Below are 23,798 nucleotides of genomic sequence, written 5' to 3' on the forward strand. Positions count from 1 at the left end.
AAAAACTAATAAGGACGAATTCTTATATAGCCTCTATATTAAATCCTATTTTACGGCATAATACACGTACATCTCTATTATCGATATTTTTAACAGTATAGGCAGGAAATTCACGTCTGAGTCGGTAGTTGCTTCTTAGCGAACTGAATTTTTCGGGATTATCCAGTAATTTTGCATAATCTTCCAGAGGGTTGTATGTCTTTAAAATTGCCTGTTCAAACTGATCTCCTTCCAGTAAGGAAAAATCTATAATTGGATTATCTATCGAAGGAGGTACAACCTTTTTAGCTGGGGTTGGATCCAAAGACCAAAATTCAGCAATTGATTCTAAAGACATACGGGTAGCATTGGCTTTGCCATCAGCTGAATATCCTGCAATATGCGGAGTAGCAATATCTACCAGATGAAGGTATTCTATATCGATGTCAGGTTCTTTCTCCCAGCAATCAATAATAGCACCGGATATTTTGTCGTTGAGAATGGCTTCTTTTATAGATGCTGTATCGATAATACCACCTCTAGCAGAATTGATGATAATAGGTTTTTTACCTAAGGTATCAAAAAAACTTTTGTCTGCCAGATGAAATGTTTTGTATTCTCCTTCTTTTGTTAGAGGAGTGTGAAATGTAATAAAGTCTGCATATTTTTTGATTACGTCCAGACTTACAAATTCACCGCTTTGTTCGGCTTGTTCCCTTGGAGGGTCGTTTTTAAGGACACGCATGCCTAAAATTTCACAAATTGCAGCAACCTTTTTACCGACATTCCCTACACCTACAATTCCTATTGTTTTGCCTTTCAGCGAGAAATTCTTTTTTTCCGCTATCGTTATCAGTGCCGATGCTACGTATTGTTGTACGGAACCCGAATTACATCCGGGAGCGTTTTTCCATGTAATACCGTGGCTGTCGCAATATTCGGTGTCGATATGATCGTAACCGATTGTAGCCGAGCATATCAGCTTTACAAGAGAACCGTCCAGTATATTCTCATCAAAATGTGTAACTGTACGTACTATAAGTGTATCTGCGTTTTTGATGCTTTCTTTGGTGAATTCGTTTCCGCTCAGGTAAGTTATATTACCAAAAGCTTCGCCTATACCTTTCAGGTAAGGGATATTTTTATCTGCTATGATGTTCATTTTGTCAACTTATAAAAAGTATTTTCTATAGAATCGATATTTTCGGCTCTTTCGTTTAACACTAAATTTCCTTTATGGAGTATAACATAATTCGAGGCTATATTTTCGACATCATCAAAACGGTGGGATGAAAATAAGATCGTTTTTGTTTTACCTAATTCTTCTATTAATTCCTTTATGTTATGTTGCTGATTAGGGTCAAGACCGTTGGTAGGTTCATCCAGTATCAATATTTCGGGATCGTGTACCAAAGCTTGTGCAAGACCTGTCCGTTTTTTATTACCGAAAGACAGCTTTCCTATTTTCTTCCGGTATTCATCTGTTAATCCTGTTTTTTCTATCATTTCGGAAACACGTGCTTTTATTCCCTTTTCAGGCAGATAAAAACTTGCGGCATATTCCAGGTACTCACATACGTACATATCCTCATAAAGAGGGTTGTATTCGGGCAGATAACCTATTTTTGATTTTATTTCAACAGGCTTGTTTCTTATATCTTCATGATCGAAAAGTACTTCTCCCGAAGTTTGATTTATTACTCCTGTCATGATATTCATCATAGTTGTTTTTCCTGCTCCGTTAGGTCCTAAAAAAGCGGTGATTTCTCCCTTTTTCAGAGAAAAGGAAACATCATTCAGAGCTTCTGTATTCCCGTATTTTTTTGATATGCGGCAGATATCTATCATCAGCGTCCTCCTTCTGTCTGAATTTCTTCTTTATTACGGAATTTTTTCTTTCTGAACATATTGAATAACTGCCTGATTGTTTTTGCCTCGCGGGTATATACCAATCCTATACCTTGTGTCATAGCAGCTTGTTTATAATAACGGTCGTTTGTTTTATTGAACACTTTGAATTTAAGTGAGCGGGTAAGTGCATAGGCAACATCAAAGTCCCCAATAAACGAATTGTCCGAAGCGGTCGAATTATCAGTACGGTAACCCAGATTGGTATTAAATTCGAGTTTATCATCCAAGAATTTTCTCGATACGCTTATACTCATATCCATATCGTTGAAAGTACCGTCATTAGAAGAAATATTTGTTCCTATATTCCATTTATCACCCAACATATTTCCGAATAGCATATTAAGACCACTCGATAAAGCACCGGATGCTATGCTGGTTAGCATTCCGTCTGTTATATTACCTCCTGTACCTCCTGTATTCGAATAGAATGTACCCATAACCAGCAGATAGGCAAACTGTTTTACTTTTTGCTCATTGGTGGATATAAGGCTTCTTACACGGTCTTTAAGGTCATCGCTGGCATCGGGTAGCGAAACGTCATAAGTAAGGTTCATTTTGTCCATATTGCCACTGATACCCAAAATACCATCGGCATTTACCTTGGTAGACCCGCTGGCATCACTGGCGAAAGAAGGGTCTAAAGTAGCCAGATCGGCTTTAACTCTCCTGTAAGCACTTATATCGAAAGTAGTTTTGAGCGGGTCACCTACGAATACCAGTTTACTTCCTTCCTTTATTTTCAGGCTCAGGGTTTTTATACTTTGTAATTTCAGGCGAACCGAACCATCCGAAAGGATATAATTACCAAAGGCCTTCATATCTTCCGATCTCATGTCATAAGTAAAGTCTATCAATCCCGAACCTTTAGCCTGCATGGCATCCCCCGTCAGAGGGTCTATTACTACACCGATAGCCATATCGGGAGTAAGGGTAAGATTTACAGATAACTTTATAGGAAGTACTGATTCTTCTTCTTGTTTGGGAGCCTCTATCTTATCAAGCTCTTTCGGAGTATTGATATATACAATACTTTGATATTTTACAGCTTCTTCATTTTGAGGTATTTGTACATTTATAGATGAATTTCTGCCATTACGTATCGACATTTTGATATCAATAAGATCGTCTGATCCTTTGATATTTACATTTCCGCTGGCAAATACCCTTCCATAAAATAAACTGTCGGTACGGGCGGCCGTATTTAATACCATCAGATTATTGAGGTTCATATCAATTTTGTACTGCATGTCTTCGAAATTTTTGTGTGTGACTACAGCATTTACACGAGCCTTATTATGATTTGAATCTTCTATGACCAGATTATCAAATCCGATTTTGTCGGGGGTTATTTGTATTGTGTCGGAAATATGATACGTTACATTGGTATAATCTATACCCACATAAGCATTATTTACACCCAGCCATCCTCTTACTTCGGGAGCCGATATTTTACCCGTAACCCTCAGTCCGGTACTGATACTTCCGCCTGCATTATTGATCATGTCTGCCATAAACGGTTGTATCCATCCTATTGATACCCTGTCTAAATTGACTTTCAGGTTTAATGAATCCTGAGCAGGGAATACGTAGCCGGCAGCTTCGCTTTTTGTTTTTTCTTTTTCGAGGAATGCCCTGAATGCGATCGCACCTTCGGCATCGTTCCATTTACTTTGTATTTTCAGATCTCCGAGGGTGTCATTAAATATAATGATATTATCAAGTCTGAGGTTATTGGTATACATTTCCGGCTGATTAAGGATATTTGTCAGCTTGATTTTTCCATCGGCAATCGCACTTATATTTTCTATATCAAAAGCACTTAGTATATTTCCCAGGTTAGCATTTGCGAATGACACATTCAGCGTATCCTGTTTTGAATTCGAAATAGCACCGTCTATACCCAAATATCGGTTCATAATACGTCCTTTACCTTCCATGAAACCAAAATTGGATATGGTAGTACGTTCGCCTTCATTATGTATTTCGGCAGGAAGGAAAGCCAGCATCAATTTGCCGACAGTCATGTTTGTAGGCTTGAATTTTACACTCGAAATAAGTTCTCCTTTGTTGGATAGTTTAAAGTTTGCCAACGCATGCAAGGTTGCATCTACATTCAGATCAGTACTGTCACGCTTAACGTTTAACAAGGCATTGACAGTATCAGCTTCTATTTTTGTATCGAGATTGAAATCGATTCCCTTTCCGTTTTCATACAGATTCAGATACGCTTTCATGCTTATGATGCTGTCGCTGTTATTCAGGTCGATCTGCGTATTTCTTATTTTGAGGTTGTCATACTCTATAACCGGAATATTTGCCTTTGCCATTATCCGGTTTTGCTCTGTATTGATAGTACCGTCTATGGTTAAGGGTTTTATAATGTTAGCAGGAAGATCAAGTATGCTTCCGAGATTTTCAGTATTATTTATAATTGTACTGAAATTGAATATATTATGTTTTGCATTTCGTGGTATTTTCACCAATTTAGGGAATAGTCCCGGTAGATATTGGTGCATCAGGTTATTGATCTGATCGGGGAGCTGTACAAAGTTGTAATCGCCTGTAATACTTCCGCTTATTTGCGATGAGCTTAGTTTTATGTATTTATCTGTAGGGCTGTTCGATCCTGCTTTCAGAGCAATAATGCCCGGTTTGAATGACAAACTGTCTCGTGAGAACAGAAAATCCTCTATTGTTACATCAGCCTGTATATTATTCATATCCAGTCCGGTGATATCACCTTTGAGGTGGAAGGTAAGTTCCGGATTTTTCCATCCCAGACTGTCTATAAGCTGATCTATTTTTAATTGCTGAACATCCAGATCGAGATTGATTTTGGGGATGCGATCCTGGGTCATATCGGCTTTTGCCTCGAATTTACCCAATGGCAGGTCCCCCTTTATCCATCCGCCCATTTTAGAGGCGTTGTAATAAGCTGAGAAAGGGACATCCTTGTATGTATGTTTGTTGTATTGTATACTGTTGACCTGTCCTTTTACATCAGCTGATAGAGGCTGTCTTTTGCTTTGTGACGCATTGAGGTTAAGAAAGGCTGAAACACGCCCCATCTCGGGCATTTCCATTAAAGAGCCTGCATTGAAATTTTGTGTTTGGAGCTTGGCGTTTACTTTGAAATTTTCGAAAGTAGTGTCTGTTGCACCTGCTGCTACCATTTTCAATGCACCGTGTTTTGCCCAAGCATCAGCATCCAGCTTAAAATTATCGAGTGATCCTATCAATAAACCTTTCAGTCTCACATTACCCAATGTTTTGAGAATATCGGGAGCCACAAAAGCAGAATCTCCTATACGTGCAAAATCCGTGATATCGGCAGGAGTGATAAGAAATTGGTTAATGGCCAGATTTATCCGTGCTTTGTCGTAGTGCTCATAATCGGATATAGAACCTGAGGCTCTCAGATTTGTCTCATTTCCGTAGTTTACGATCAGGCTGTCGATATTTATAGCAGGAAGTTTACCTGTAATGGAAGCCTGAAGTTTTATGTCGTTTTTGAGTTGTTTCAGATCTGCCATAAAGGGTTTCAGATCATTAGGAGATAGAACCGATGGCTCGGAATTTACAGCAAATTCATTCGTTTCGATGTTATATTTTGCGAAAGGAATGATCAGTTTTGAAGCAGGTAATTCTAGCTCTGCATCCTTGATGAAGTAAGTCGACTTATCGGATGTAACTTCGGCTTTCAGGTTTTTAACTTCAAGTCCCGAATGTTCTTTCAATGAAAGAGATGTCAGTGTTGCCTTGAGGTTTTCAGTATCTATCGAAGGGAGGTTGAGATCGGCATTCAAATCATAAATATGAATATGCGATGCATTAAATTCATTAGGGGTGGTGTTTTCTGAAAGAACATCGTATTTGAGTTTACCGTTTCTCAGTTTTATATCTTCTATATTTATCTTCAGACTGCTTGATGTGGTGTCTACAGCTGTAGTATCGCCGGCAAAGGCATCTATAAGAAACTGAAAATTAAAATCGGCATCCGGGTTTTTCTGCGAAATATGTATCGTGAAATCGTCTACATCTATGGCATTGATCAGCAATTCGCTTTTCAATAGTTTCCATGGACTGAGGCTTACTTCAAGATTGCTGGCATACAGCAAAGTATCTTTGGTCTGATCTTCGATATATACACCTTTCAGATTAACGTTATTAAAGAGTTTCAGTCTTACTTCGTCAATGCGTAATTCAGTTTTAACAATTGGTTTTAGCTGGGCAATGGCATAATCCACTACTTTTTTCTGTACCGACGGAATCGATAATAAGCCATACAATGCCAGATTGAGAGCAATGATCCCAATAATTATGTAAAGAAAAATTTTAGCAATCTTCTTTATAATACTTTTCTTCTTAGGCGAAGTTTCTTTCTCTTTTTGTTCGTTCTCCATATCCCTGCTGTATCGGTAGTTCAATTTCATTAGTCATTTTACATACACTACGTTCCTGTGACCGTTGGTTGTCGTGACTTGCTATAGCTTAAACAAGTTTAGCTCTGCTCTTGCTACATAAAACGTTGGTTTTGTTCAGACTTGTTATCAGCTATTGATCCTTATATATAACTAAGCTTGTATACTACGATAGTAAGGAATCCTTCCATTCATCTTCTTTAAATCCAACTAAAACGGCTTTATCAGTTACAATTATAGGACGTTTTACTAACATCCCGTTTGTAGCTAACAATTTGATAAGGTCTTTTGTTGAATCGTTCTTTACACGTTCTTTAATATTTTGTTCTTTGTATATCTTTCCGGATGTATTGAAAAACTTATTAATCGGCAATCCGCTCTTTTCTATCCATTCGGTAAGTTCGGTGTCTGTAGGGTTATTTTCAGCAATATTTCTGCTGTCTACAGTTATATTATTTTCTTTAAGCCATTTGCCTGCTTTTTGGCAGGTTCCGCATTTTGGATATTGAACAAATAGTATTTTCCCCATTATTATTTTGTTTTACGGTCTCAGACCTAATTTATTACTTTGGTATAGATGAGCGTTCTTTTTTATTTCCTTTCTTTCAGTACTTCATGCAATAACGAAATCGCGTCTTCTTTGTCTTTGAGCATTCTTTCGTACAAAGCTATTTTCTCATCGTAAAGCTCTACAATCTTTTCTATAGGATTAAATGTGTAGTGATTGACTGCAGAATTATCTTGGAATGTACTGGAAACAATATTTATAGATGCACCCTGTTCCAGTTCGGTAATGGCTTCTACCGGAATATCCAGAGCCTTCGCAATCCTGTCTAAAATGTCTTGCTCCAGTTTGTCCTTTTTTTCATAGCTCGAAAGGGTTGCCTGCGATACACCTATCTGTTCTGCAAGTGTATCCTGATTCACATTCCGCCATTCTCTCCAACGCCGGACGTTTGGTCCGTGATTACTCTTTTTTGCAGTTGTTTCTTCCATACCTTTCCATTTAAGAATTTGTTTATTTACAAAAATAAGTATTTAGGGTTAATAATATGAATCGGTGATTGAAAAAGGTTCAATTGTATTAGTTGTTTTTGATTACTTGATGTAATAAAAGCATGCATTGTTAATTCCGAATCACTATATCTGGCTATTGTGTATATTTTGTCGAATGACTACTTTTACTTACTACAAAAAAACTATCGGATGGAATATGATGTGATCGTAGTAGGGGCAGGGTTAACCGGACTGTCCACCGCTTTCTTTTTACAGCAAAAAGGTAAAAAAGTTCTTGTTCTTGAAAAGCAGGACAGGGTAGGAGGGGCTATGTATTCTCACTCCGAAAATGGGTTTGTATTTGAAGAAGGGCCTAATACCGGAGTGATAGGAAATGCCGAAACAGCCGAACTTTTTGAAATGCTAGGAATAGAACCTCTTGTTGCAAACAGTGAAGCTGAGAAACGATTGATTTACAAAAAAAATAATTGGTATGCTCTTCCAAGTGGGGGAGTAGGTTTCTTGAAAACTCCATTATTCGACTTTTGGGATAAGATAAAGATAGCTTTTGAGCCTTTGCGTAAACGTGGAACAGACCCTGATGAATCGGTCGCTTCTTTAGCAAAAAGACGGATTGGTCGGTCTTTTGTTGACTATGCAGTTAATCCTTTTATATCAGGTATTTATGCAGGAGATCCCGAAAAGCTTATCACTCGTTATGCTTTGCCTAAACTGTATAAACTCGAGCAAAAATACGGTAGTTTTATTGGAGGATCATTCAAAAAAGGACTTGAGCCTAAGAGTCTGAGAGATAACAAAGCAACACGGAAAGTTTTTTCGGGAGAATATGGATTCAGTTCGCTTATTGAAAAGTTAGAAGAAAAAATCGGAAAAGAAAATATCATTTGTGGAGCACATGATATCAAAATAAAAAAAGTAAATGATTCATTTGAAGTAACTTTTCAGAAAGACGGACAGTCTATGTCTCAACCTTCATACAAGGTAGTGACTACGGTAGGGGCTCATGCTTTACCCGATTTGCTGCCATTCGTTTCTGCCCTCGAGATGAAAAAGATTTCGAATCTGACTTATGCCAAAGTGATTCAGGTAGCGGTAGGAGTAGAACGTAAAGCAATAAACGACCGTTATGTATCTTTCGGAGGGTTGATCCCTCAAAAAGAAAACAGGCGGCTGCTGGGTGTTTTATTTCCTTCTTTTTGTTTTCCGAACAGGGCTCCCGAAGGTTATGCCACTCTGGCTATATATCTTGGAGGAACTAACCATCCCGAATTTATAACTTTAAGTGATCAGAAAATAACGGATATTGTGCATGAAGAATTACTGGATCTTTTTGCAATACCTTCATCTGCAATCAGTTTTATGAAAATATTCAGACACGAACACGCTATTCCCCAGTATGAAATTTCGACCGGAGAGAGGCTTTCTTCTATTGCAAAAATAGAACACGAACACGACGGATTATACATAGCTGGGAATTTGCGTAATGGTATAGGTATTGCCGACCGTGTGAAGCAGGCGTATGATATAGCCGAATCGCTTGTGTGGAAGACTGCCGTGCATCATGTCTGAAAATAATGTTTAAGACCTTTTTATTGCTAAAAATATGTGGTTAAATACTTTATGTTTCCTAATAACATGTTGAATAATATAGAGTTAATTTATTCGATATGCTAAAAAATACTTATGCATAAGGTCTTTTGATATTTTCGCTCTATCTTTGCAGCTAAAATTACTTTATGGAAATAATAAACCTCTCGACTCAAAATTCTATTTTGGGTCGTTTTGTGAGTGAGATTCGCGATGTAAATATTCAGAATGACCGACTGAGATTTCGTAAGAATCTGGAGAGAATAGGAGAGATAATGTCTTATGAAATAAGCAAGACTCTTACTTTTGCCGAACATGATGTACAAACACCGCTTGGCATAGCTCCATCTTTTTTACATACGGATGAATTGGTTATCGGAACTATTTTACGTGCCGGACTTGGGTTTCATCATGGTTTCTTGAATTATTTCGATTATGCCGAGAATGCTTTTGTATCAGCTTATCGGAAATACCGCGAAAATCATCAGAGTTTTCATGTGAGTATCGAATATATAGCATCGCCCCGATTGGATAATAAAGTATTGCTGCTGACCGATCCGATGCTTGCTACCGGAGAAAGTATGGAACTTTCGTACCATGCGTTATTGACAAAAGGAACTCCACGGCATATACACATCGCTACGATTATAGCGAGTCAGCAGGCGATAGATTATTGCAAAGAGAAGTTTCCTGATGCAAATACGACTATATGGGCTGCTGCTATTGATCCTACATTGAATGCAGAATCATACATCGTTCCCGGATTAGGAGATGCCGGAGACCTTGCTTACGGAGAAAAGGATTCTTAAAACGGGTTGCAGAGCGATCTGTCCCTGAATTGATATAAACCGAAACACAAAGTTGACCTGTGAAACCGAAAGTTTTACGCGCTTTGTGTTTTTCTTTTTTAAAGGTCGAAGACCTATCATCTTGAGCTTGTTATGGCTTAAAAATTTATCTTTCAAATACTTTCATTTACTTATATATGTCTGATAAACTAATCAATGGAACCGAAACCCTGAGATATGGAATCATTGGAACCGGAGCTATCGGAGGATACTTCGGAGGTATGCTTGCAAAAGCAGGAAAAGACGTGCATTTTTTGTTTCGTTCCGATTATGATTTTGTGAAAGAGCATGGTCTGAAAGTAGACTCTATAAGTGGAGATTTTTGTTTGCCCGAAGTACATGCTTACAACAATACGCACAGTATGCCGAAGTGTGATGTGGTATTGGTCTGTCTGAAATCGACAGGAAATAAAACCCTGAAACATATTTTACCTCCCTTATTGCATGAGAATACAGTAGTTTTGATGATTCAAAACGGGCTGGGAGTAGAAGAAGACCTTCAGAAAGATTTCCCGGATTTACATATTGCAGGCGGGCTTGCATTTATTTGCGCAAATAAAACCGCTCCCGGGCACATCGCTCATTTGGATTTCGGAAAGCTCAATGTAGGGTCGTACTCTTGTCCAGATGATTCGGTATTGCAGCAAGTATGTTCCGATCTTGAAAATGCCGGAGTAGAGGCGGAAGTGCTTGAGCTTAAAAATGCCAGATGGAGAAAGCTTGTCTGGAATATTCCCTTTAATGGAATGACAGTGGTAATGAATACCACAACAGATGCTTTGATAGCCAATGCGGATATGAGACAACTACTTCACCGGATGATGATAGAAGTTATAGAAGCAGGCAATAAATCTGATTTGGTGGAGAACCTGATTCCGACTGAATATGCCGATGAAATAATGCATATGACGGAGCATATGACACCTTACTCACCAAGTATGAAAGTCGATTTCGACTCGAAACGTCAGATGGAAATAGAATATCTTTATACGCGTCCCGTAGAATATGCCGCAAGTTGTGGTTATTCGATGGCAAGTGTAGCTGTTTTAGAAAAACAATTGAAATTTATACAATCAACTATATAAATAGGTCTTTGACTTTAAACCTGTATGGGCATAGAAAAAGGAATTTTTAAACGTACCGAATTGCTGCTGGGTAACTCCCTGATGGATAAAATAGCCTCGCAGCGTGTTATTATTTTCGGTATAGGAGGAGTCGGAAGCTGGTGTGCCGAAAGCTTGGTGCGCTCGGGTATCAGACAGCTTACTATTGTAGACTCCGACCGTATTTGTGTTACTAATATCAACCGTCAGCTGCTTGCAACCACAAAGACTGTGGGGCAGGTAAAAGTAGATGCTTTGAAAGAACGTTTACTCGAAATCAATCCCAAAGCCGAGATTACGGCAGTACAGCAGATATACAGCCCCGAAACCGCTGATTCGTTCGAATTGGATAAGTACGATTATATTATAGATGCCATAGACAGTTTGAGTAACAAGATGGATCTGATGGTACGGGCTACACAAACCAAGGCTGTATTCTTTTCATCGATGGGTGCGGCTTTGAAGATGGATCCGACAAAGATTCAGGTTGCCGAATTCTGGAAGGTAAAAGGATGCCCGCTTGGAGCAGCCTTGCGCCGTAAATTCAGGAAGAGCAGAAAACCGAGCCGTAAATTTCTTTGTGTATACAGCGAGGAAGTTCTCGACAACAGGGGTGCGAATGAATCTTGTGGAACAGAAGCCTGCCTTTGTCCGAGATCGAAAAACGGACCCGGCGATCCTGATTTAGTCAATCACGAGTGGTGCAGTATGAAAGCGCAGATAAACGGAACGCTTGCACATATAACAGCCATATTCGGCTTTACTATTGCCGGATTGGTGATGAAAGATATCTGTAAAGAATAAGTACAGGTATGGACAAAAGACTTCCCCGTGAATTTTTCGAAAGAGATGTATTGGATGTAGCACCCGATCTTCTTGGAAAGTATTTGGTGAGACGTTTCGACAGTGGAGATATTCACCGTTTTCAAATAACAGAAGTCGAAGCATATCGCGGGGAAGAAGATAAAGCCTGCCATGCAGCTAAAGGGAGGACTAAGCGTACCGAAGTGCTTTACAGTGAGCCGGGTACCATATATGTTTATCTTATTTACGGTATGTATTGGCTGTTGAATGTCGTAACCGGAGAGAAAGATTGCCCTCAGGCTGTACTCATCAGGGGTGTTAAAGAGATATCGGGTCCCGGACGGATCGGTAAATTTCTGAAACTGGATGCGTCTTTTTATGGCGAATCTTTTCTGATAAGTGACAGATTATGGTTCGAAGATTCTGATGACAAGCCGCTTTATAAAACAACTCCACGTATAGGGATTGATTATGCCGGAGAATGGAGAGATCTAGAATGGAGATTTGTTGTTGATGAAGACTCTAAGTGAAGATTAGCCTTTTTTAAATATCTTTTCGAACCAGCTTTTTTTTCTGTTGGCTTCCTCACTTTCTCTTTTTTCACGTAAGAGAGTATAACGTACAGCATTACTCACAACAACGGCGTCCGCCGATATATTTTGACCTATATTGTGCTTAGAAGATATATTAAGCAGGTATATTACAGCATCAGGTATCTGATCGATAAAATAATCCCTTTCACCCAAAAGATGTCCGAGCAATCCGTTTATAGAGTATTTCTCAGAAGCCATAAAACGGGGTATCTGTTTTATAAACAATTCGGAAAGAATGATAGTCATGTCATCTATATTCTTCAATTCGATATTGTTATATTCGGATAATATAGAATAGAATTCTGTTAATTTATTATTGAAAATCTTATTTAATATTCCAATTGTTAAATTCGTTCTTTTTGCAGGTTCGATATGATCTTTTGATATTTCGGAATAGTAGGAACTTAGGAGTTTCTCCGTTTCGGGGGTATCTCCTTGCAGTAAAATAGCACCTAAAAGTGAACTAATAACTGCATCTGTAAATTTGAGAAGAGTTTCTTCCGGTAAATTATATTTAGAAGCAGTTGTTTCGATAAATTGGGCAATACCTGTTTCCTGATGTATGTGTTGTAGCAATAAATCCATATAACCTATATAACTAGACCAAGCAAAGTTATAAAAATAAAGTTTTTATATTTCCTGATTATATATTAATAACATATTATTCTTATTTTTATTGCAGTCTTAAGTATAAGGTCTCGATCCTTTTATTGCTTATACTTGGATGGACAAATAAATAGATGTCTGTGGCCTTAAAACAAGATTGAAACCTTAAAATGGAACGAAAATACATATTACTTTTATTCTATATACTGAGTTGTATATTTGCTTATTCGCAAAAGGCAACTGTAATTGATTTTGATTACGCTCAATTCAGATCTTATTTCGGTGAATTATATTATGATTCGTCACAGGGGTTGGAACTGCCCCGAAACTCATTTACCCAAAGTTTGTATCTTACCGATAAGCCCGAAGAAAAAATATATGCTATAGCTGTAATGAAGAATAACAATGGAGACGATTTATTTCTAATTCACCGTATGTTGAGTGATCAGAATTTAGAATATTCGTCTATTATTGTATTCAGAGATCAACACCCTTTATCAGCCGACTTACAGGAAATAATAATCGAAAATGCTCCGGATAGCGATGGCGGAATATTTAATCAGTTTTTCGAAATCGAAAATAAAACAATCAAAACGAATATATTCTGGTCGGAGTGTTGCAGTTCATCTGGATACAATACTCCGGTAGCGGTTAAAGCAGTAGTGGACTTCTTGATAAATGAGGATGGATATCCTGTTGTTGAATCAGTAGATACATGTGTGTTCTCTTCTCGTTTTTTCGATCTTGATTACCTGCCTTCACTGATTAAAAACAAGGAATTATATCCTACTGAAGATAAGCCGTTCCTATTGAATATTAATAATTGGACAAAACCGCTGGAATCTTTTTATTCTGAAAATATTCAGCTGTCTTTTTATTTGGAAATATTGAATAATAAGTTGGTTACGGTACTTGTAAGTAAGAATAAAAACGGGAAAATAATCGATACTTATAAAATAGGGAAAGGCAAGGCTTCGCATAATAATCCGGCTCGTTCAATTAATGATGCGATTTTCCAAAATTCTATCGTAATAAAAACTTCTGAAAGGGATATAATTGTTTCTTCAGACGGAAAGTTCCTTTAAGAATTCTGATTTTGTTTCTACTAAATTTATAAAGGATGTATACAGAAACAGAGCTTTTGTATACAGAATACCCTTGTTTGTCGCTTTTGTAATATCTGGTTCCTTCTGTTTTTTTACATTTGTTTCTTAATATTCAAGGTCTGAAACCTTAAAAGTATATGGAGAAATAATGTATTTAAAAATAATTCAGAATATTAACAATTCAGATTTGTCTGTCTCGTGTGAAATATTAGAGAGAGAGAGAGAGAGAGAGAGAGAGAGAGAGAGACACACACACACATCTGGCGCAATAAATAATAAAATAATTTTAGAATCCTTGTTCTTTAGAATTATAAATTCCAAAAGGGCAGAGCCATTTTATCTGTATACTTTCATATTTGCAAATAACCTTTTTGCAGCTACACTAAGCAGTTATACCAATTTCGAAGTAAGTTGGCTAGACAAGGCCGTGTCCGGTAAAATATTATTCACTTGTTGTCGTACAAATACCGGACATAGCTATGTCGTACACAAATGCAACCACATTGCTTGCAGCATGATGCTGTAGCTATATCTCATCATCTGCCTTTTAGACTACAACAATTACTTTTAAATAAACAACAATCAACGACAATGAAAAAAATTCTATTGCTTATTTCCGGAGTTTTCGGAATCGCATCCGCACAAGCACAGATAGGTATTAATACCGAAAATCCACGTGGTGCATTGCACATTGATGCAGCTTCTTCAACTGCAACCACCAATCCTTCATCCGGAACCATAACAGCAGCGCAGGCTCTCGATGATGTTATTATTGATTCGAGGGGTAATGTTGGTATCGGAACTGTAAATCCTACGCAGAAACTGGAAATACAAACAGGTGGTACTGCAGCAAATCCTGTTACAGGTTTCAAACTGGCTGATGGCAGTCAAGGAGCAGACAAAGTATTAACATCTGATGCCAATGGAATTGGAATCTGGAAATCGGGTAATTTGTTATACTCTGATATTCTGTATGTAGATGGATTAAAAGCTGCTTTCAAAGCTTTTGAAGCACCAAGCCCTTATGCCAATTATGTATTTGGTCGATGTGGAACTATTCTCAACAGCAATGGAACACCTTATTGCATATCTTTACCGGGTACGGGTGTTTATCAGCTTTCTATAAGCGTAAGATTCTATTTTAATACTACAGCAATGACCGGACACGAAAACAAAGTCGAATCTGTAGTTGCATCTCTGATGACTAATTCTAATATAAATATAGGTTGGACGGAAAACCGATTCAGAGGTTCTTTTGAGCAGTATGGAATTTCGATGGCCGAAGTGTCTCCAAACTGCAGCTATGCCATAACCATAAATCAGACCATCGCAATAGATGCTGTTACAGGAAATAATGTTTACATAGGATTGTCAATAAATTCAAATACAAATACAACTGCACTACCCGTAACATTTGATTCTCGTTATATTGGCATTGGTAATGGTGCGCCAACTCTTCCTCAGAGACAGGGTGGTTCGTGGGTAAAAATAAAGGATTTGTGATGTTTGAGGTATTGCATTAACAATTAATAAAAAGACAAGCCTTACTCTAAAAGGCTTGTCTTTTTTATCTATACCGAAAAAGATTTTTAGATATCAGAAGAAAACCGATAAAAGGAAAAGTTATTACCTCTAAAAATAAGATTTTGTTGTAACCTTTTTTTGAAGGTATTTTGATAACACAGAGGCCAGAGAAATATATATGGGGGAAGGATCAAGGGGTAATAAAAAGGTCTGAGACCTTAAATTATGTATTCGCAGTATTTTTTTTATCTTTGTTTGAATAAGTATAAACAGGTTTGGAACCTTACCATTAATCAAAAAAAATAAAATATCGTGTCAAAAAAGATAGCCGAAACACCTTTGATGAAGCAATACTTCGAAATTAAAGGGAAACACCCCGATGCTATATTATTGTTTCGTGTCGGTGACTTTTACGAGACTTTTTCGCAAGATGCCATTGATGCAGCAGAGATATTAGGAATAACACTTACCCGAAGAGCAAACGGATCTGCTCAGTATGTAGAATTAGCCGGATTTCCGCATCATGCGCTTGATACTTATCTCCCGAAATTGGTACGTGCCGGAAAGCGTGTTGCTATTTGCGATCAATTAGAAGATCCGAAGCAAACGACAAAACTGGTGAAGCGCGGAATAACTGAATTAGTGACTCCCGGTGTATCGATTAATGATAACATATTGAATTACAAAGAGAATAATTTTCTTTGTGCACTGCATTTTGCTAAAAAGAATTTCGGAATCTCATTCCTTGATATATCCACCGGAGAGTTTCTTATAGCAGAAGGTAATAAAGAATATGTAGACAAGCTTTTGTCTAATTTTTCACCAAAAGAAATATTGATCGAGCGCAGTAATAAGAAGCAGTTCGAAGAGTATTTCGGTTCACGTTTCTTTACATTCGAACTTGATGATTGGATTTTTACCGAAGATGCTGCCCGTGATCGTCTATTGAAGCATTTCGAAACTAAGAATCTGAAGGGTTTCGGGGTAGAGCATCTGACTGACGGAGTTATTGCGGCAGGTACAGTACTGCATTATCTGGATGCTACTCAGCATACTATGATATCTCATATTACGACCTTGTCGAGAATAGAGGAAGACCGGTATGTGCGTCTTGATAAATTTACTGTCCGTAGTCTTGAGCTTATTTCAACAATGAATGAGGGAGGTAAATCACTTCTCGATATTCTGGATAAAACTATTTCACCGATGGGGGCACGTATGCTTCGGCGTTGGCTGGTATTTCCGCTGAAAGAAGTAAAGCCGATAAATGATCGTTTAGCAGTTGTGGAATATTTTTTCAGAGATCCTTCTTTGAAACAGCTTTTAGAGGAACATCTGTCATTGATAGGCGATCTGGAGCGTATTATCTCTAAAGTTGCTGTAGGTCGTGTAACTCCACGTGAAGTTGTACAGTTGAAAGTGGCATTGAAAGCAATAGAACCTATAAGAGAAGCTTTCCTTAATTCGGATGAGCCAAGCCTGAAAGCAATAGGAGAGAAGTTGAACCCTTGCCCGATAATAAGAGACCGTATTGAGAAAGAAGTCCAAAATGATCCGCCTGCATTGATTAACAAGGGCAGTGTTATAAAGTCCGGAGTTAATGCCGATCTGGATGAATTACGTAAGATTGCATATTCGGGAAAAGATTATCTGCTGCATATTCAGCAACGGGAAATAGATACAACTGGTATTCCGTCGCTTAAGATCAGTTTCAATAGCGTATTCGGTTATTATATCGAAGTCCGCAATACTCATAAAGATAAAGTTCCGGCCGATTGGATCCGTAAGCAAACGCTGGTTAATGCCGAACGTTATATCACTCAGGAGTTAAAGGATTACGAAGAAAAAATTCTGGGTGCAGAAGAAAAGATATTAAGTCTTGAGACAACTCTATATAATGATTTGGTGCAGAGTCTTGTCGATTACATACCTACTATACAGGTCAATGCCAATCTGATAGCCCGTACCGACTGCCTGCTGTCATTTGCAAAAACAGCAGAGCAGAACAAGTACATCCGTCCGAATATAGAAGATTCTGATGTTCTGAACATAAAGAACGGACGCCATCCCGTTATCGAAAAGCAGCTGCCTTTGGGTGAGACATATATTGCAAATGATGTTTATCTGGATAGCAATAAGCAACAGATCATTATTATCACCGGACCCAATATGGCCGGTAAGTCGGCATTGCTTCGCCAGACTGCCCTTATCAATCTGATGGCTCAGATCGGGTGTTATGTCCCTGCCGAATCGGCTCAGATAGGTATTGTTGATAAGATATTTACACGAGTGGGAGCTTCCGATAATATATCGCTGGGTGAATCTACCTTTATGGTGGAAATGAATGAGGCTTCTGACATTCTGAACAACTTGTCGAGCCGTAGTCTAGTTCTTTTCGATGAGTTGGGACGTGGAACAAGTACCTATGATGGTATCTCCATAGCCTGGGCTATTGTCGAATACATACATGAGCATCCGAAGGCAAGAGCTAAAACCTTATTTGCGACTCATTACCATGAATTGAATGAAATGGAAAAATCATTCAAGCGGATCAAGAACTACAATGTGTCGGTTAAAGAGGTCGACAACAAGGTTATTTTCCTGCGTAAGTTGGTTAAAGGGGGCAGTGAGCATAGTTTTGGTATCCATGTGGCGAAGATGGCCGGTATGCCGCAAAGCATTGTCAAACGAGCTGATACGATACTGAAACAGTTAGAAACGGATAATCGTAAGCAGGGAATATCTAAACCCATTGCAGAGATTAACGAACAGCGTGAAGGTTACCAATTAAGCTTTTTTCAGTTGGATGATCCGGTATTGAGTCAGGTACGGGATGAAATCAAGTCTCTGGATGTAAATAACCTTACTCCTGTCGAAGCTTTGAATAAGTTGAACGAGATCAAGAAAATAGTATCGGGAAAATAAAGGTGTAAAGCCTTTATTTTTTGCGATATTTATAAGAAACTATTCTTTTTCAGTAGATTATAGAATTTCAGATAAGAAGTTCGGATGTCTTTGGTATTGATATTTATATAATTACTGAAAGCCGAAAAAACGCCCAGTCCTAAAGGAATTGTCATAAGGGATTGTGCCACATAATCGAGTTCTATATCCGAACGGATTTCTCCGGTTCTCATAGCGGCTTGTATGATGTTTCGCCAACCGTTAAATTCTTTTTCAGAAAGGCTGTTTACCTGTTCACTAAATTCGGGGTATTGTTCTGTTGCCTGAAATATAAACTTATACAGGTAAAAGTCCGACATTTTGAAAGGAACGACTTCTTTCAGTACCAATTGGTGGTTTTGACGGCATTTAATTGATGCATATATGGTATTGAGCAACGTTCCTTTTTCTTCTTCTGTTATGCTGGAGAAAGATGAAAAGATAGGAAGAAGATAGATATCTACGATCTCCTTGAAAATGTCTTCTTTGCTTTTGAAATGATGGTATATCGCACCTCTTGATACTTGCGATGCTTCCTGTATTTGTTGCATTGTCACACTGTCGTAATTTTCATTTAAGAAAAGCCCGAAAGATTTGTCCAGTATTTTCTTACGTGACGGATTCATTTGTTTTTCCACTGATTTAATATTAAAGGTGTGAGTGTTTGATTGTTGTTGCCCAAATTTATAAATTATTTGCTAAAAAGAAAAATATGTTGTTTTTATTATAACTATACTAAATTAGGGCTTATCTATAAAATAAAAACAGTCTAAAGTATTTATATTTTACACTTTAGACTGTTATCAGTCGGGATGAGACGACTCGAACGTCCGACCTCCACGTCCCGAACGTGGCGCGCTGCCAACTGTGCTACATCCCGATCTATTGGCTGTACAAAGGTAAAAGTTATTCTATTTTTTAGCAAAAAAACAATCAAATTTTAATAGCTAAGAGTAAGATTTATTCTTGTTCAGCACACAACTTATCAATAAATAAAACTCCTTGCAAATGATCAAACTCATGCTGAAATATGACTCCCGTAAAATTTCCTTCACGGCTGTACCCTTCGAGGCGTTCCCTCACAAGTAGACCTTCTTCGTTAGTGTATTCGACATCGACCCAAGGGTACCGTATAGAGTTACCGCTGATACCCGGAATTGAAAGGCAACCGTCACGTTCAAAACAGATAGTTTCTTCAGGATGATTTACGATTCTCGGATTTATGGCAGCTATTACCGTTTTTTCGGGTTGGTCAATCTTCATAAACAAAAATAGATTACGTCCGATGCCGACTTGCGGTGCAGCTATGCCTACTCCCGATTCTACAGCCATAGTGAGTTTAAGCCGATCGATCAATAAACCTATATCTTCTTTATCTTTCGTCAAATCGAAATCCCGGCATGGAGTTCTCAAGAATAAAGAATCCTGCTTATCGGTCACTTTCAAAACGTCGAATGGGAGAGTTTTGTCCCCATTATTTATCAGATTCTTTTCGTCTGATGTCAGTTGAGCCATAATATTGAATGATAAGAATGTAAAAAGAAGAATCAGCAGATTTTTCATACCTCAGATAATACGTGTTCCACTATCCTTTGCGATCTCCGATGCCTGAGTTATTATAACAGCCTTGACTCCTTTTTCTATAGAGCGGAATGCATTATCGAGCTTAGGAAGCATACCTCCCGTAATAACACCTTCGTCGATATATTTTTTATACAATTCTTTATCAAGTCTCGAAATAACACTATTGTCATCATTCTCGTCCATTAATACCCCTTTTTTCTCGAAACAGTAAACCAATGTCACATCATAATGGGCAGACATTGCCTGAGCTGTTTCTGCTGCAATGGTATCGGCGTTTGTATTGAGGATATTTCCTTTTCCATCGTGGGTAAGTGGAGCCATAATGGGTACTATATCTTTATCGATCAGCCATTGTAAAGTCTCCGATTTTACATATTTGACGTCTCCTACAAAGCCGTAATCAATTTCTTTTACCGGACGTTTTTCCGACCTGATTACATCCATGTCGGCACCTGTCAATCCAAGAGCGTTTACATCCAAAGCCTGTAATCGGGCAACAATATTTTTATTTACAAGTCCCCCATATACCATAGTCACTATCTGAAGGGTTGCAGCATCGGTGATGCGTCTGCCGTCTACCATGTTGCTTTGTATGCCCAGCCGTTCGGCTATTTTTGTTGCAGATCGTCCTCCACCGTGTACCAATATTTTATGTCCTTCGATCCGGGCAAAATCATCAAGTAGTTGTTTTAAAGATTCTTCTTCTTCAACTATTTTTCCTCCGACTTTAATAACTGTAAGTTTATTCATAGCTATTATTCTTATGTTTTATTATCTGCGGATATTTACCATGTTGGTTTTAGGTAATAGTCCGTCCATTGATTCGAAATAATCGAGTGTACGCTGTATATTTTGCTTTGTCAGATTGCTGATCTCTATTACAGATCCACCGATGCTAAGACGGGCATTCTTCGAAGATGCAAGAGCCTCTAAAAATTTCAGGTCGTCTTTCTTTACAGTATCATCATACCAATTTGCAGAGTTATTTTCAACGAAACGACTGTCGTTTGCATTCTGAGACCTGTTGGCGTTATAGGTATACTGCTTACCGTCTATTGTAAATTTATAAGTGGCAGCTCCATGATATTGTATGCGTAACCTGAGATTGCGTGCCACATCGTCCGGTGCCTGAAAATAAATATACAGTCCGGTCTGGTCGGCCGACAGAGCATTATGGATCTGTATCCAGCCTTTTTCGTTTGAAAAATATTTTTCTAGAGATTCACGGGTTGGCTTTTCTTCTTTCTTCTCATCCGGAACCTTTTCTGTGATTCGGACTGAGTCTTTTGTTGTGTTTTCGTGCGTATTTTGGTCTGTTTTGGAAGCTCTGCTGCAAGCTGATAAACCAGATAATAACGCAAGTATATATACTATCTTCTTCATAATTGTTGTATTTAGACCTTAAAGATACAGTGTTTGCATTAAAAAGGTAACAAAAGTAACACTGAAATCAGTTCATAGTCAGCAGTTCTCAATTTCAGATATCCTTATTAACTCACTCAAAAGGTAACAAAGGTAACAGCCAGATCACTCTTTTTCGAATGATACCTTTTTGCTTCTCCTGAATTTTCAGAACCATTTTGAGGACTTTTTCTGTATAGATAAAATAAATCCGGGCAGATAAGTTTTCTCTTATCCGCCCGAATCTTATAGCCCGTCTAAAACTTATTTCACGACAAATACAATATTTATATAATCATCGTAATTTGCTTTCTTGATTGTTGTATAATTCATTACACCGGCAGCACTGATACTGTTTATGGTAATCCGTGACGGATCATGATATGTTACATAATAAAACAAATCGGACGCTGACGCAAAGTGCGGTATTGCCGACGGTGCTCCCGTACTTTTGTACATAGGTGATCCATACTCTGTCTTATATTGTGCATAAAGGTCTTTGGTTGCAGTACCTAATGTGGTTGTAGATATATTGATTGAGGGCATATAGAAGAATTTGCGGTTAAACAATGTCAGGCAAGTCCACTGAGGAGCAGCTGCTGTCCCTAAGTTTTGAGAGATACACTTCTTGTCGGTATCATATACCAGTAAACTGTGTGCCGGAGCGGAGACAGCCGTCTTTTGTGCTGTGGTCATTCGCGGGATTAGTAATCCCCTGTTGTCGCTTGTTGGACTTGTTATTTCCAAAGAAGTACTCTGATCGGGCGATTCGGTATTGATACCGATTTGAGCTTGTATTACCGTCACCGAAACCAGTAACAGCAGTATTGTGTATTTTATCTTTTTCATATTCTTATCTGTTTACTGCTTTGGTGGCTGTGTTTTGTAAATCAGTGCGTATCATACGATTAGTCTTAAATAAACAGTCGATGACATTAGCCGGCAAGGTAATTTTCGATAAGGCTGCACCATTTGCTTTGTAGGGAATTATAGTTATCGTATACTTGCCTGTTGTTGCATAATTGTGGATCTGTTTATAGATCGTTTGATCCGAAACTATATTTTGAGTGACAGTTGCTGAACCATCTCCGAAATCCCAGACAAGTTTAGTCGGCTGATCGGATACAGGTCCCGACATACTTACTTCAACCGTGTATTTAAAATCGTTACTCGTACAGACGAAAGATTTTTCTGTTACCTTGGCTGAAAACCATGACGCGGCAAAAGTTGGTAATCCGACACCTGTTGTCTTCCCTAAAAATCCGGCAGGTAATCTATATACTTTTAAATTATCATATTCATCAGGGTTATCCACTACATAAAGATAATTTTGCGAATACGGGCATATATATATACGTCCGTCAGGCCCCATCTGAGCAGCCGAAACTTCAGTACTTATTCCTAATGAAAATGTTTTAGGAACTACTGTTGCCGGATTGTTCGTCGCTAATAATGCTTCTAGGTCATACACCCTCAAATCTCCCCTTACACAAACCAGATATAAATATTTCATAGATAGCGAAAATTCGACTCCATAAGGACTAGGTAATCCTGTAACCGTTCTAATGTTACTGAATATACCTGTACTCCTATCAAAATCTCCATACATCATTACATTACCTGTATATGTTGCATATACAAAATGCTTACCATCGGGAGTAAACTTGAAATATCCATTTGATGTACTCGCCGAGATAGATGTGGGACATGTTGTTACAACAGGAGATGAACTCACTCCACTGCTACTCACGAGCCAAGCATTCAAATAAGTAGGACTTCCTTTACCCGGTGCAGCAACCCAATAATCTGTCTCATTGGCATGTTTAATAGAAGTAACACTCTCCCCTGTTGTACCTGAAGGATTGGGAAACCGGATATTCTTCTGACTGGTAACACCACCAAGACCTGCATTCAAACTCATATCTATGATAGAATAAGCTAAATTGCCAGCAGAAGTCATTCCTAGAGACACGGCCATATATTGTGTTGTACTTTCGGGGAAAGGCAGTATAATACCCGATTGCGCGGATGAATTATGCCCTCCCATCCCTGAACCGTTAGCCATTACTGCATTGTTTTTGTTATAAATAGTCATCCCATCTGAGTAAAAAAGGAGATTCCCATCACTGTCCGAAAGGCTGAAACATCCTTCCAAAGTACTAATGGAAGAGTTAAAGAAAGTTGGTAAATCAGTGAGTGTTGCATTTACTGTACTCCCAATACCTGTTGCCGCTACACTACGGGTGCCATTCCATGTTAGTCCGCAGCCATAACCAAATGCCCAATTATAAGTTTCTTTCTGAGCTTTCGCATGCATACAAAGGCCTATCAAAGTAAGTAATAATACTATTCTTCTCATATATCCTTTGTT

General features: G+C 38.3%; 20 protein-coding genes and 1 tRNA gene. 8 read left to right on the forward strand and 13 right to left on the reverse strand.

Translation table 11 applies throughout. The annotated features are described in order from the left end of the window. Window positions 1-22: 22 nt before the first annotated feature. From pdxB to AABJ51_RS13860, 5 genes are all read right to left on the reverse strand, one after another. Complete coding sequence (gene pdxB, locus AABJ51_RS13840) at window positions 23-1,141, reverse strand: 4-phosphoerythronate dehydrogenase PdxB (RefSeq protein ID WP_338372973.1); 1,119 nt, start codon at window positions 1,139-1,141, stop codon at window positions 23-25. Next, entirely contained in the window at window positions 1,138-1,827 is a 690-nt protein-coding gene (locus AABJ51_RS13845) for an ABC transporter ATP-binding protein (RefSeq protein ID WP_338372974.1), read from the reverse strand. Before AABJ51_RS13845 ends, pdxB begins: the two co-directional genes overlap by 4 nt. Beyond that, window positions 1,827-6,323 carry a translocation/assembly module TamB domain-containing protein gene (locus tag AABJ51_RS13850; protein WP_338372975.1) on the reverse strand — a complete coding sequence of 1,499 codons (4,497 nt, stop codon included), beginning with the start codon at window positions 6,321-6,323 and terminating at the stop codon, window positions 1,827-1,829. The genes AABJ51_RS13845 and AABJ51_RS13850 overlap by 1 nt, the downstream gene beginning before the upstream one ends. A gap of 154 nt (window positions 6,324-6,477) precedes the next feature. Next, the gene (locus AABJ51_RS13855; RefSeq protein WP_026627240.1) at window positions 6,478-6,840 is read right to left on the reverse strand and encodes an arsenate reductase family protein; all 363 of its coding nucleotides are present in this window, start codon (window positions 6,838-6,840) and stop codon (window positions 6,478-6,480) included. Between the two features lie 62 nt (window positions 6,841-6,902). Continuing rightward, entirely contained in the window at window positions 6,903-7,307 is a 405-nt protein-coding gene (locus tag AABJ51_RS13860; RefSeq protein WP_338372976.1) for a helix-turn-helix domain-containing protein, read from the reverse strand. A gap of 210 nt (window positions 7,308-7,517) precedes the next feature. Between AABJ51_RS13860 and hemG the strand changes: the two genes are divergently transcribed. The 5 genes from hemG to AABJ51_RS13885 all read left to right on the forward strand — a co-directional run bounded on the left by hemG (window position 7,518) and on the right by AABJ51_RS13885 (window position 12,200). Further along, entirely contained in the window at window positions 7,518-8,897 is a 1,380-nt protein-coding gene (gene hemG / locus AABJ51_RS13865; protein WP_338372977.1) for a protoporphyrinogen oxidase, read from the forward strand. A 167-nt stretch (window positions 8,898-9,064) separates the two neighbouring features. Then, window positions 9,065-9,724 carry a uracil phosphoribosyltransferase gene (upp, locus tag AABJ51_RS13870; protein WP_026627243.1) on the forward strand — a complete coding sequence of 220 codons (660 nt, stop codon included), beginning with the start codon at window positions 9,065-9,067 and terminating at the stop codon, window positions 9,722-9,724. A gap of 176 nt (window positions 9,725-9,900) precedes the next feature. Further along, on the forward strand, window positions 9,901-10,848 hold the full coding sequence (locus tag AABJ51_RS13875; protein WP_338372978.1) for a putative 2-dehydropantoate 2-reductase: 948 nt from the start codon (window positions 9,901-9,903) through the stop codon (window positions 10,846-10,848). Between the two features lie 24 nt (window positions 10,849-10,872). Further along, entirely contained in the window at window positions 10,873-11,670 is a 798-nt protein-coding gene (locus AABJ51_RS13880) for a tRNA threonylcarbamoyladenosine dehydratase (RefSeq protein ID WP_026627245.1), read from the forward strand. Window positions 11,671-11,678: 8 nt separating this feature from the next. Further along, a complete protein-coding gene (locus AABJ51_RS13885; RefSeq protein ID WP_026627246.1) occupies window positions 11,679-12,200 on the forward strand; it encodes a DNA-3-methyladenine glycosylase in 522 nt (173 codons plus the stop codon). A gap of 3 nt (window positions 12,201-12,203) precedes the next feature. Here AABJ51_RS13885 and AABJ51_RS13890 read toward each other — a convergent pair whose 3' ends face one another. After that, entirely contained in the window at window positions 12,204-12,848 is a 645-nt protein-coding gene (locus AABJ51_RS13890; RefSeq protein WP_338372979.1) for a hypothetical protein, read from the reverse strand. 191 nt (window positions 12,849-13,039) lie between these two features. On the opposite strand from AABJ51_RS13890, the gene AABJ51_RS13895 reads away from it, so the two are divergent. The 3 genes from AABJ51_RS13895 to mutS all read left to right on the forward strand — a co-directional run bounded on the left by AABJ51_RS13895 (window position 13,040) and on the right by mutS (window position 18,424). Further along, window positions 13,040-13,954, forward strand: a complete 915-nt coding sequence (locus AABJ51_RS13895) for a hypothetical protein (protein ID WP_338372980.1) — start codon at window positions 13,040-13,042, stop codon at window positions 13,952-13,954. Between the two features lie 612 nt (window positions 13,955-14,566). Beyond that, entirely contained in the window at window positions 14,567-15,478 is a 912-nt protein-coding gene (locus AABJ51_RS13900) for a hypothetical protein (protein ID WP_338372981.1), read from the forward strand. A gap of 363 nt (window positions 15,479-15,841) precedes the next feature. Then, complete coding sequence (gene mutS, locus AABJ51_RS13905; RefSeq protein WP_338376009.1) at window positions 15,842-18,424, forward strand: DNA mismatch repair protein MutS; 2,583 nt, start codon at window positions 15,842-15,844, stop codon at window positions 18,422-18,424. Window positions 18,425-18,453: 29 nt separating this feature from the next. Here the strand turns inward: mutS and AABJ51_RS13910 are convergent, their stop codons facing one another. The 7 genes from AABJ51_RS13910 to AABJ51_RS13940 all read right to left on the reverse strand — a co-directional run bounded on the left by AABJ51_RS13910 (window position 18,454) and on the right by AABJ51_RS13940 (window position 23,786). Continuing rightward, window positions 18,454-19,080 (reverse strand): TetR/AcrR family transcriptional regulator, encoded by a 627-nt coding sequence (locus AABJ51_RS13910; protein WP_134437357.1) that lies wholly within the window; start codon window positions 19,078-19,080, stop codon window positions 18,454-18,456. A 169-nt stretch (window positions 19,081-19,249) separates the two neighbouring features. Continuing rightward, window positions 19,250-19,322: transfer RNA gene (locus tag AABJ51_RS13915), tRNA-Pro, on the reverse strand. 80 nt (window positions 19,323-19,402) lie between these two features. Then, complete coding sequence (gene def / locus AABJ51_RS13920; RefSeq protein WP_338372982.1) at window positions 19,403-20,005, reverse strand: peptide deformylase; 603 nt, start codon at window positions 20,003-20,005, stop codon at window positions 19,403-19,405. A gap of 3 nt (window positions 20,006-20,008) precedes the next feature. Further along, window positions 20,009-20,776, reverse strand: coding sequence for an acetylglutamate kinase (gene argB, locus AABJ51_RS13925; RefSeq protein ID WP_338372983.1), 768 nt, complete (start codon window positions 20,774-20,776; stop codon window positions 20,009-20,011). Window positions 20,777-20,797: 21 nt separating this feature from the next. Continuing rightward, a complete protein-coding gene (locus tag AABJ51_RS13930; protein ID WP_338372985.1) occupies window positions 20,798-21,409 on the reverse strand; it encodes a hypothetical protein in 612 nt (203 codons plus the stop codon). 282 nt (window positions 21,410-21,691) lie between these two features. After that, window positions 21,692-22,276, reverse strand: coding sequence for a phage tail-like protein (locus AABJ51_RS13935; protein WP_338372986.1), 585 nt, complete (start codon window positions 22,274-22,276; stop codon window positions 21,692-21,694). A 4-nt stretch (window positions 22,277-22,280) separates the two neighbouring features. Further along, window positions 22,281-23,786: a hypothetical protein gene (locus AABJ51_RS13940; RefSeq protein WP_338372987.1), complete on the reverse strand. Its 1,506-nt coding sequence runs from the start codon at window positions 23,784-23,786 to the stop codon at window positions 22,281-22,283. Window positions 23,787-23,798: the final 12 nt, after the last annotated feature.

It is taken from the genome of Indolivaga capnocytophagoides, from assembly GCF_036511535.1.
Classification (GTDB): Bacteria; Bacteroidota; Bacteroidia; order Bacteroidales; family Dysgonomonadaceae; genus Dysgonomonas_A; species Dysgonomonas_A capnocytophagoides.

Coding starts and splice junctions, on each gene's coding strand:
- upp (WP_026627243.1), top strand. CDS start 9,065: ATGGAAATAATAAACCTCTCGACTCAAAATTCTATTTTGGGTCGTTTT.
- argB (WP_338372983.1), bottom strand. CDS start 20,776: ATGAATAAACTTACAGTTATTAAAGTCGGAGGAAAAATAGTTGAAGAA.
- AABJ51_RS13935 (WP_338372986.1), bottom strand. CDS start 22,276: ATGAAAAAGATAAAATACACAATACTGCTGTTACTGGTTTCGGTGACG.
- AABJ51_RS13860 (WP_338372976.1), bottom strand. CDS start 7,307: ATGGAAGAAACAACTGCAAAAAAGAGTAATCACGGACCAAACGTCCGG.
- AABJ51_RS13895 (WP_338372980.1), top strand. CDS start 13,040: ATGGAACGAAAATACATATTACTTTTATTCTATATACTGAGTTGTATA.
- AABJ51_RS13850 (WP_338372975.1), bottom strand. CDS start 6,323: ATGAAATTGAACTACCGATACAGCAGGGATATGGAGAACGAACAAAAA.
- AABJ51_RS13880 (WP_026627245.1), top strand. CDS start 10,873: ATGGGCATAGAAAAAGGAATTTTTAAACGTACCGAATTGCTGCTGGGT.
- AABJ51_RS13855 (WP_026627240.1), bottom strand. CDS start 6,840: ATGGGGAAAATACTATTTGTTCAATATCCAAAATGCGGAACCTGCCAA.
- AABJ51_RS13845 (WP_338372974.1), bottom strand. CDS start 1,827: ATGATAGATATCTGCCGCATATCAAAAAAATACGGGAATACAGAAGCT.
- AABJ51_RS13900 (WP_338372981.1), top strand. CDS start 14,567: ATGAAAAAAATTCTATTGCTTATTTCCGGAGTTTTCGGAATCGCATCC.
- mutS (WP_338376009.1), top strand. CDS start 15,842: ATGAAGCAATACTTCGAAATTAAAGGGAAACACCCCGATGCTATATTA.
- AABJ51_RS13885 (WP_026627246.1), top strand. CDS start 11,679: ATGGACAAAAGACTTCCCCGTGAATTTTTCGAAAGAGATGTATTGGAT.
- AABJ51_RS13940 (WP_338372987.1), bottom strand. CDS start 23,786: ATGAGAAGAATAGTATTATTACTTACTTTGATAGGCCTTTGTATGCAT.
- hemG (WP_338372977.1), top strand. CDS start 7,518: ATGGAATATGATGTGATCGTAGTAGGGGCAGGGTTAACCGGACTGTCC.
- pdxB (WP_338372973.1), bottom strand. CDS start 1,141: ATGAACATCATAGCAGATAAAAATATCCCTTACCTGAAAGGTATAGGC.
- AABJ51_RS13890 (WP_338372979.1), bottom strand. CDS start 12,848: ATGGATTTATTGCTACAACACATACATCAGGAAACAGGTATTGCCCAA.
- AABJ51_RS13930 (WP_338372985.1), bottom strand. CDS start 21,409: ATGAAGAAGATAGTATATATACTTGCGTTATTATCTGGTTTATCAGCT.
- AABJ51_RS13875 (WP_338372978.1), top strand. CDS start 9,901: ATGTCTGATAAACTAATCAATGGAACCGAAACCCTGAGATATGGAATC.
- def (WP_338372982.1), bottom strand. CDS start 20,005: ATGAAAAATCTGCTGATTCTTCTTTTTACATTCTTATCATTCAATATT.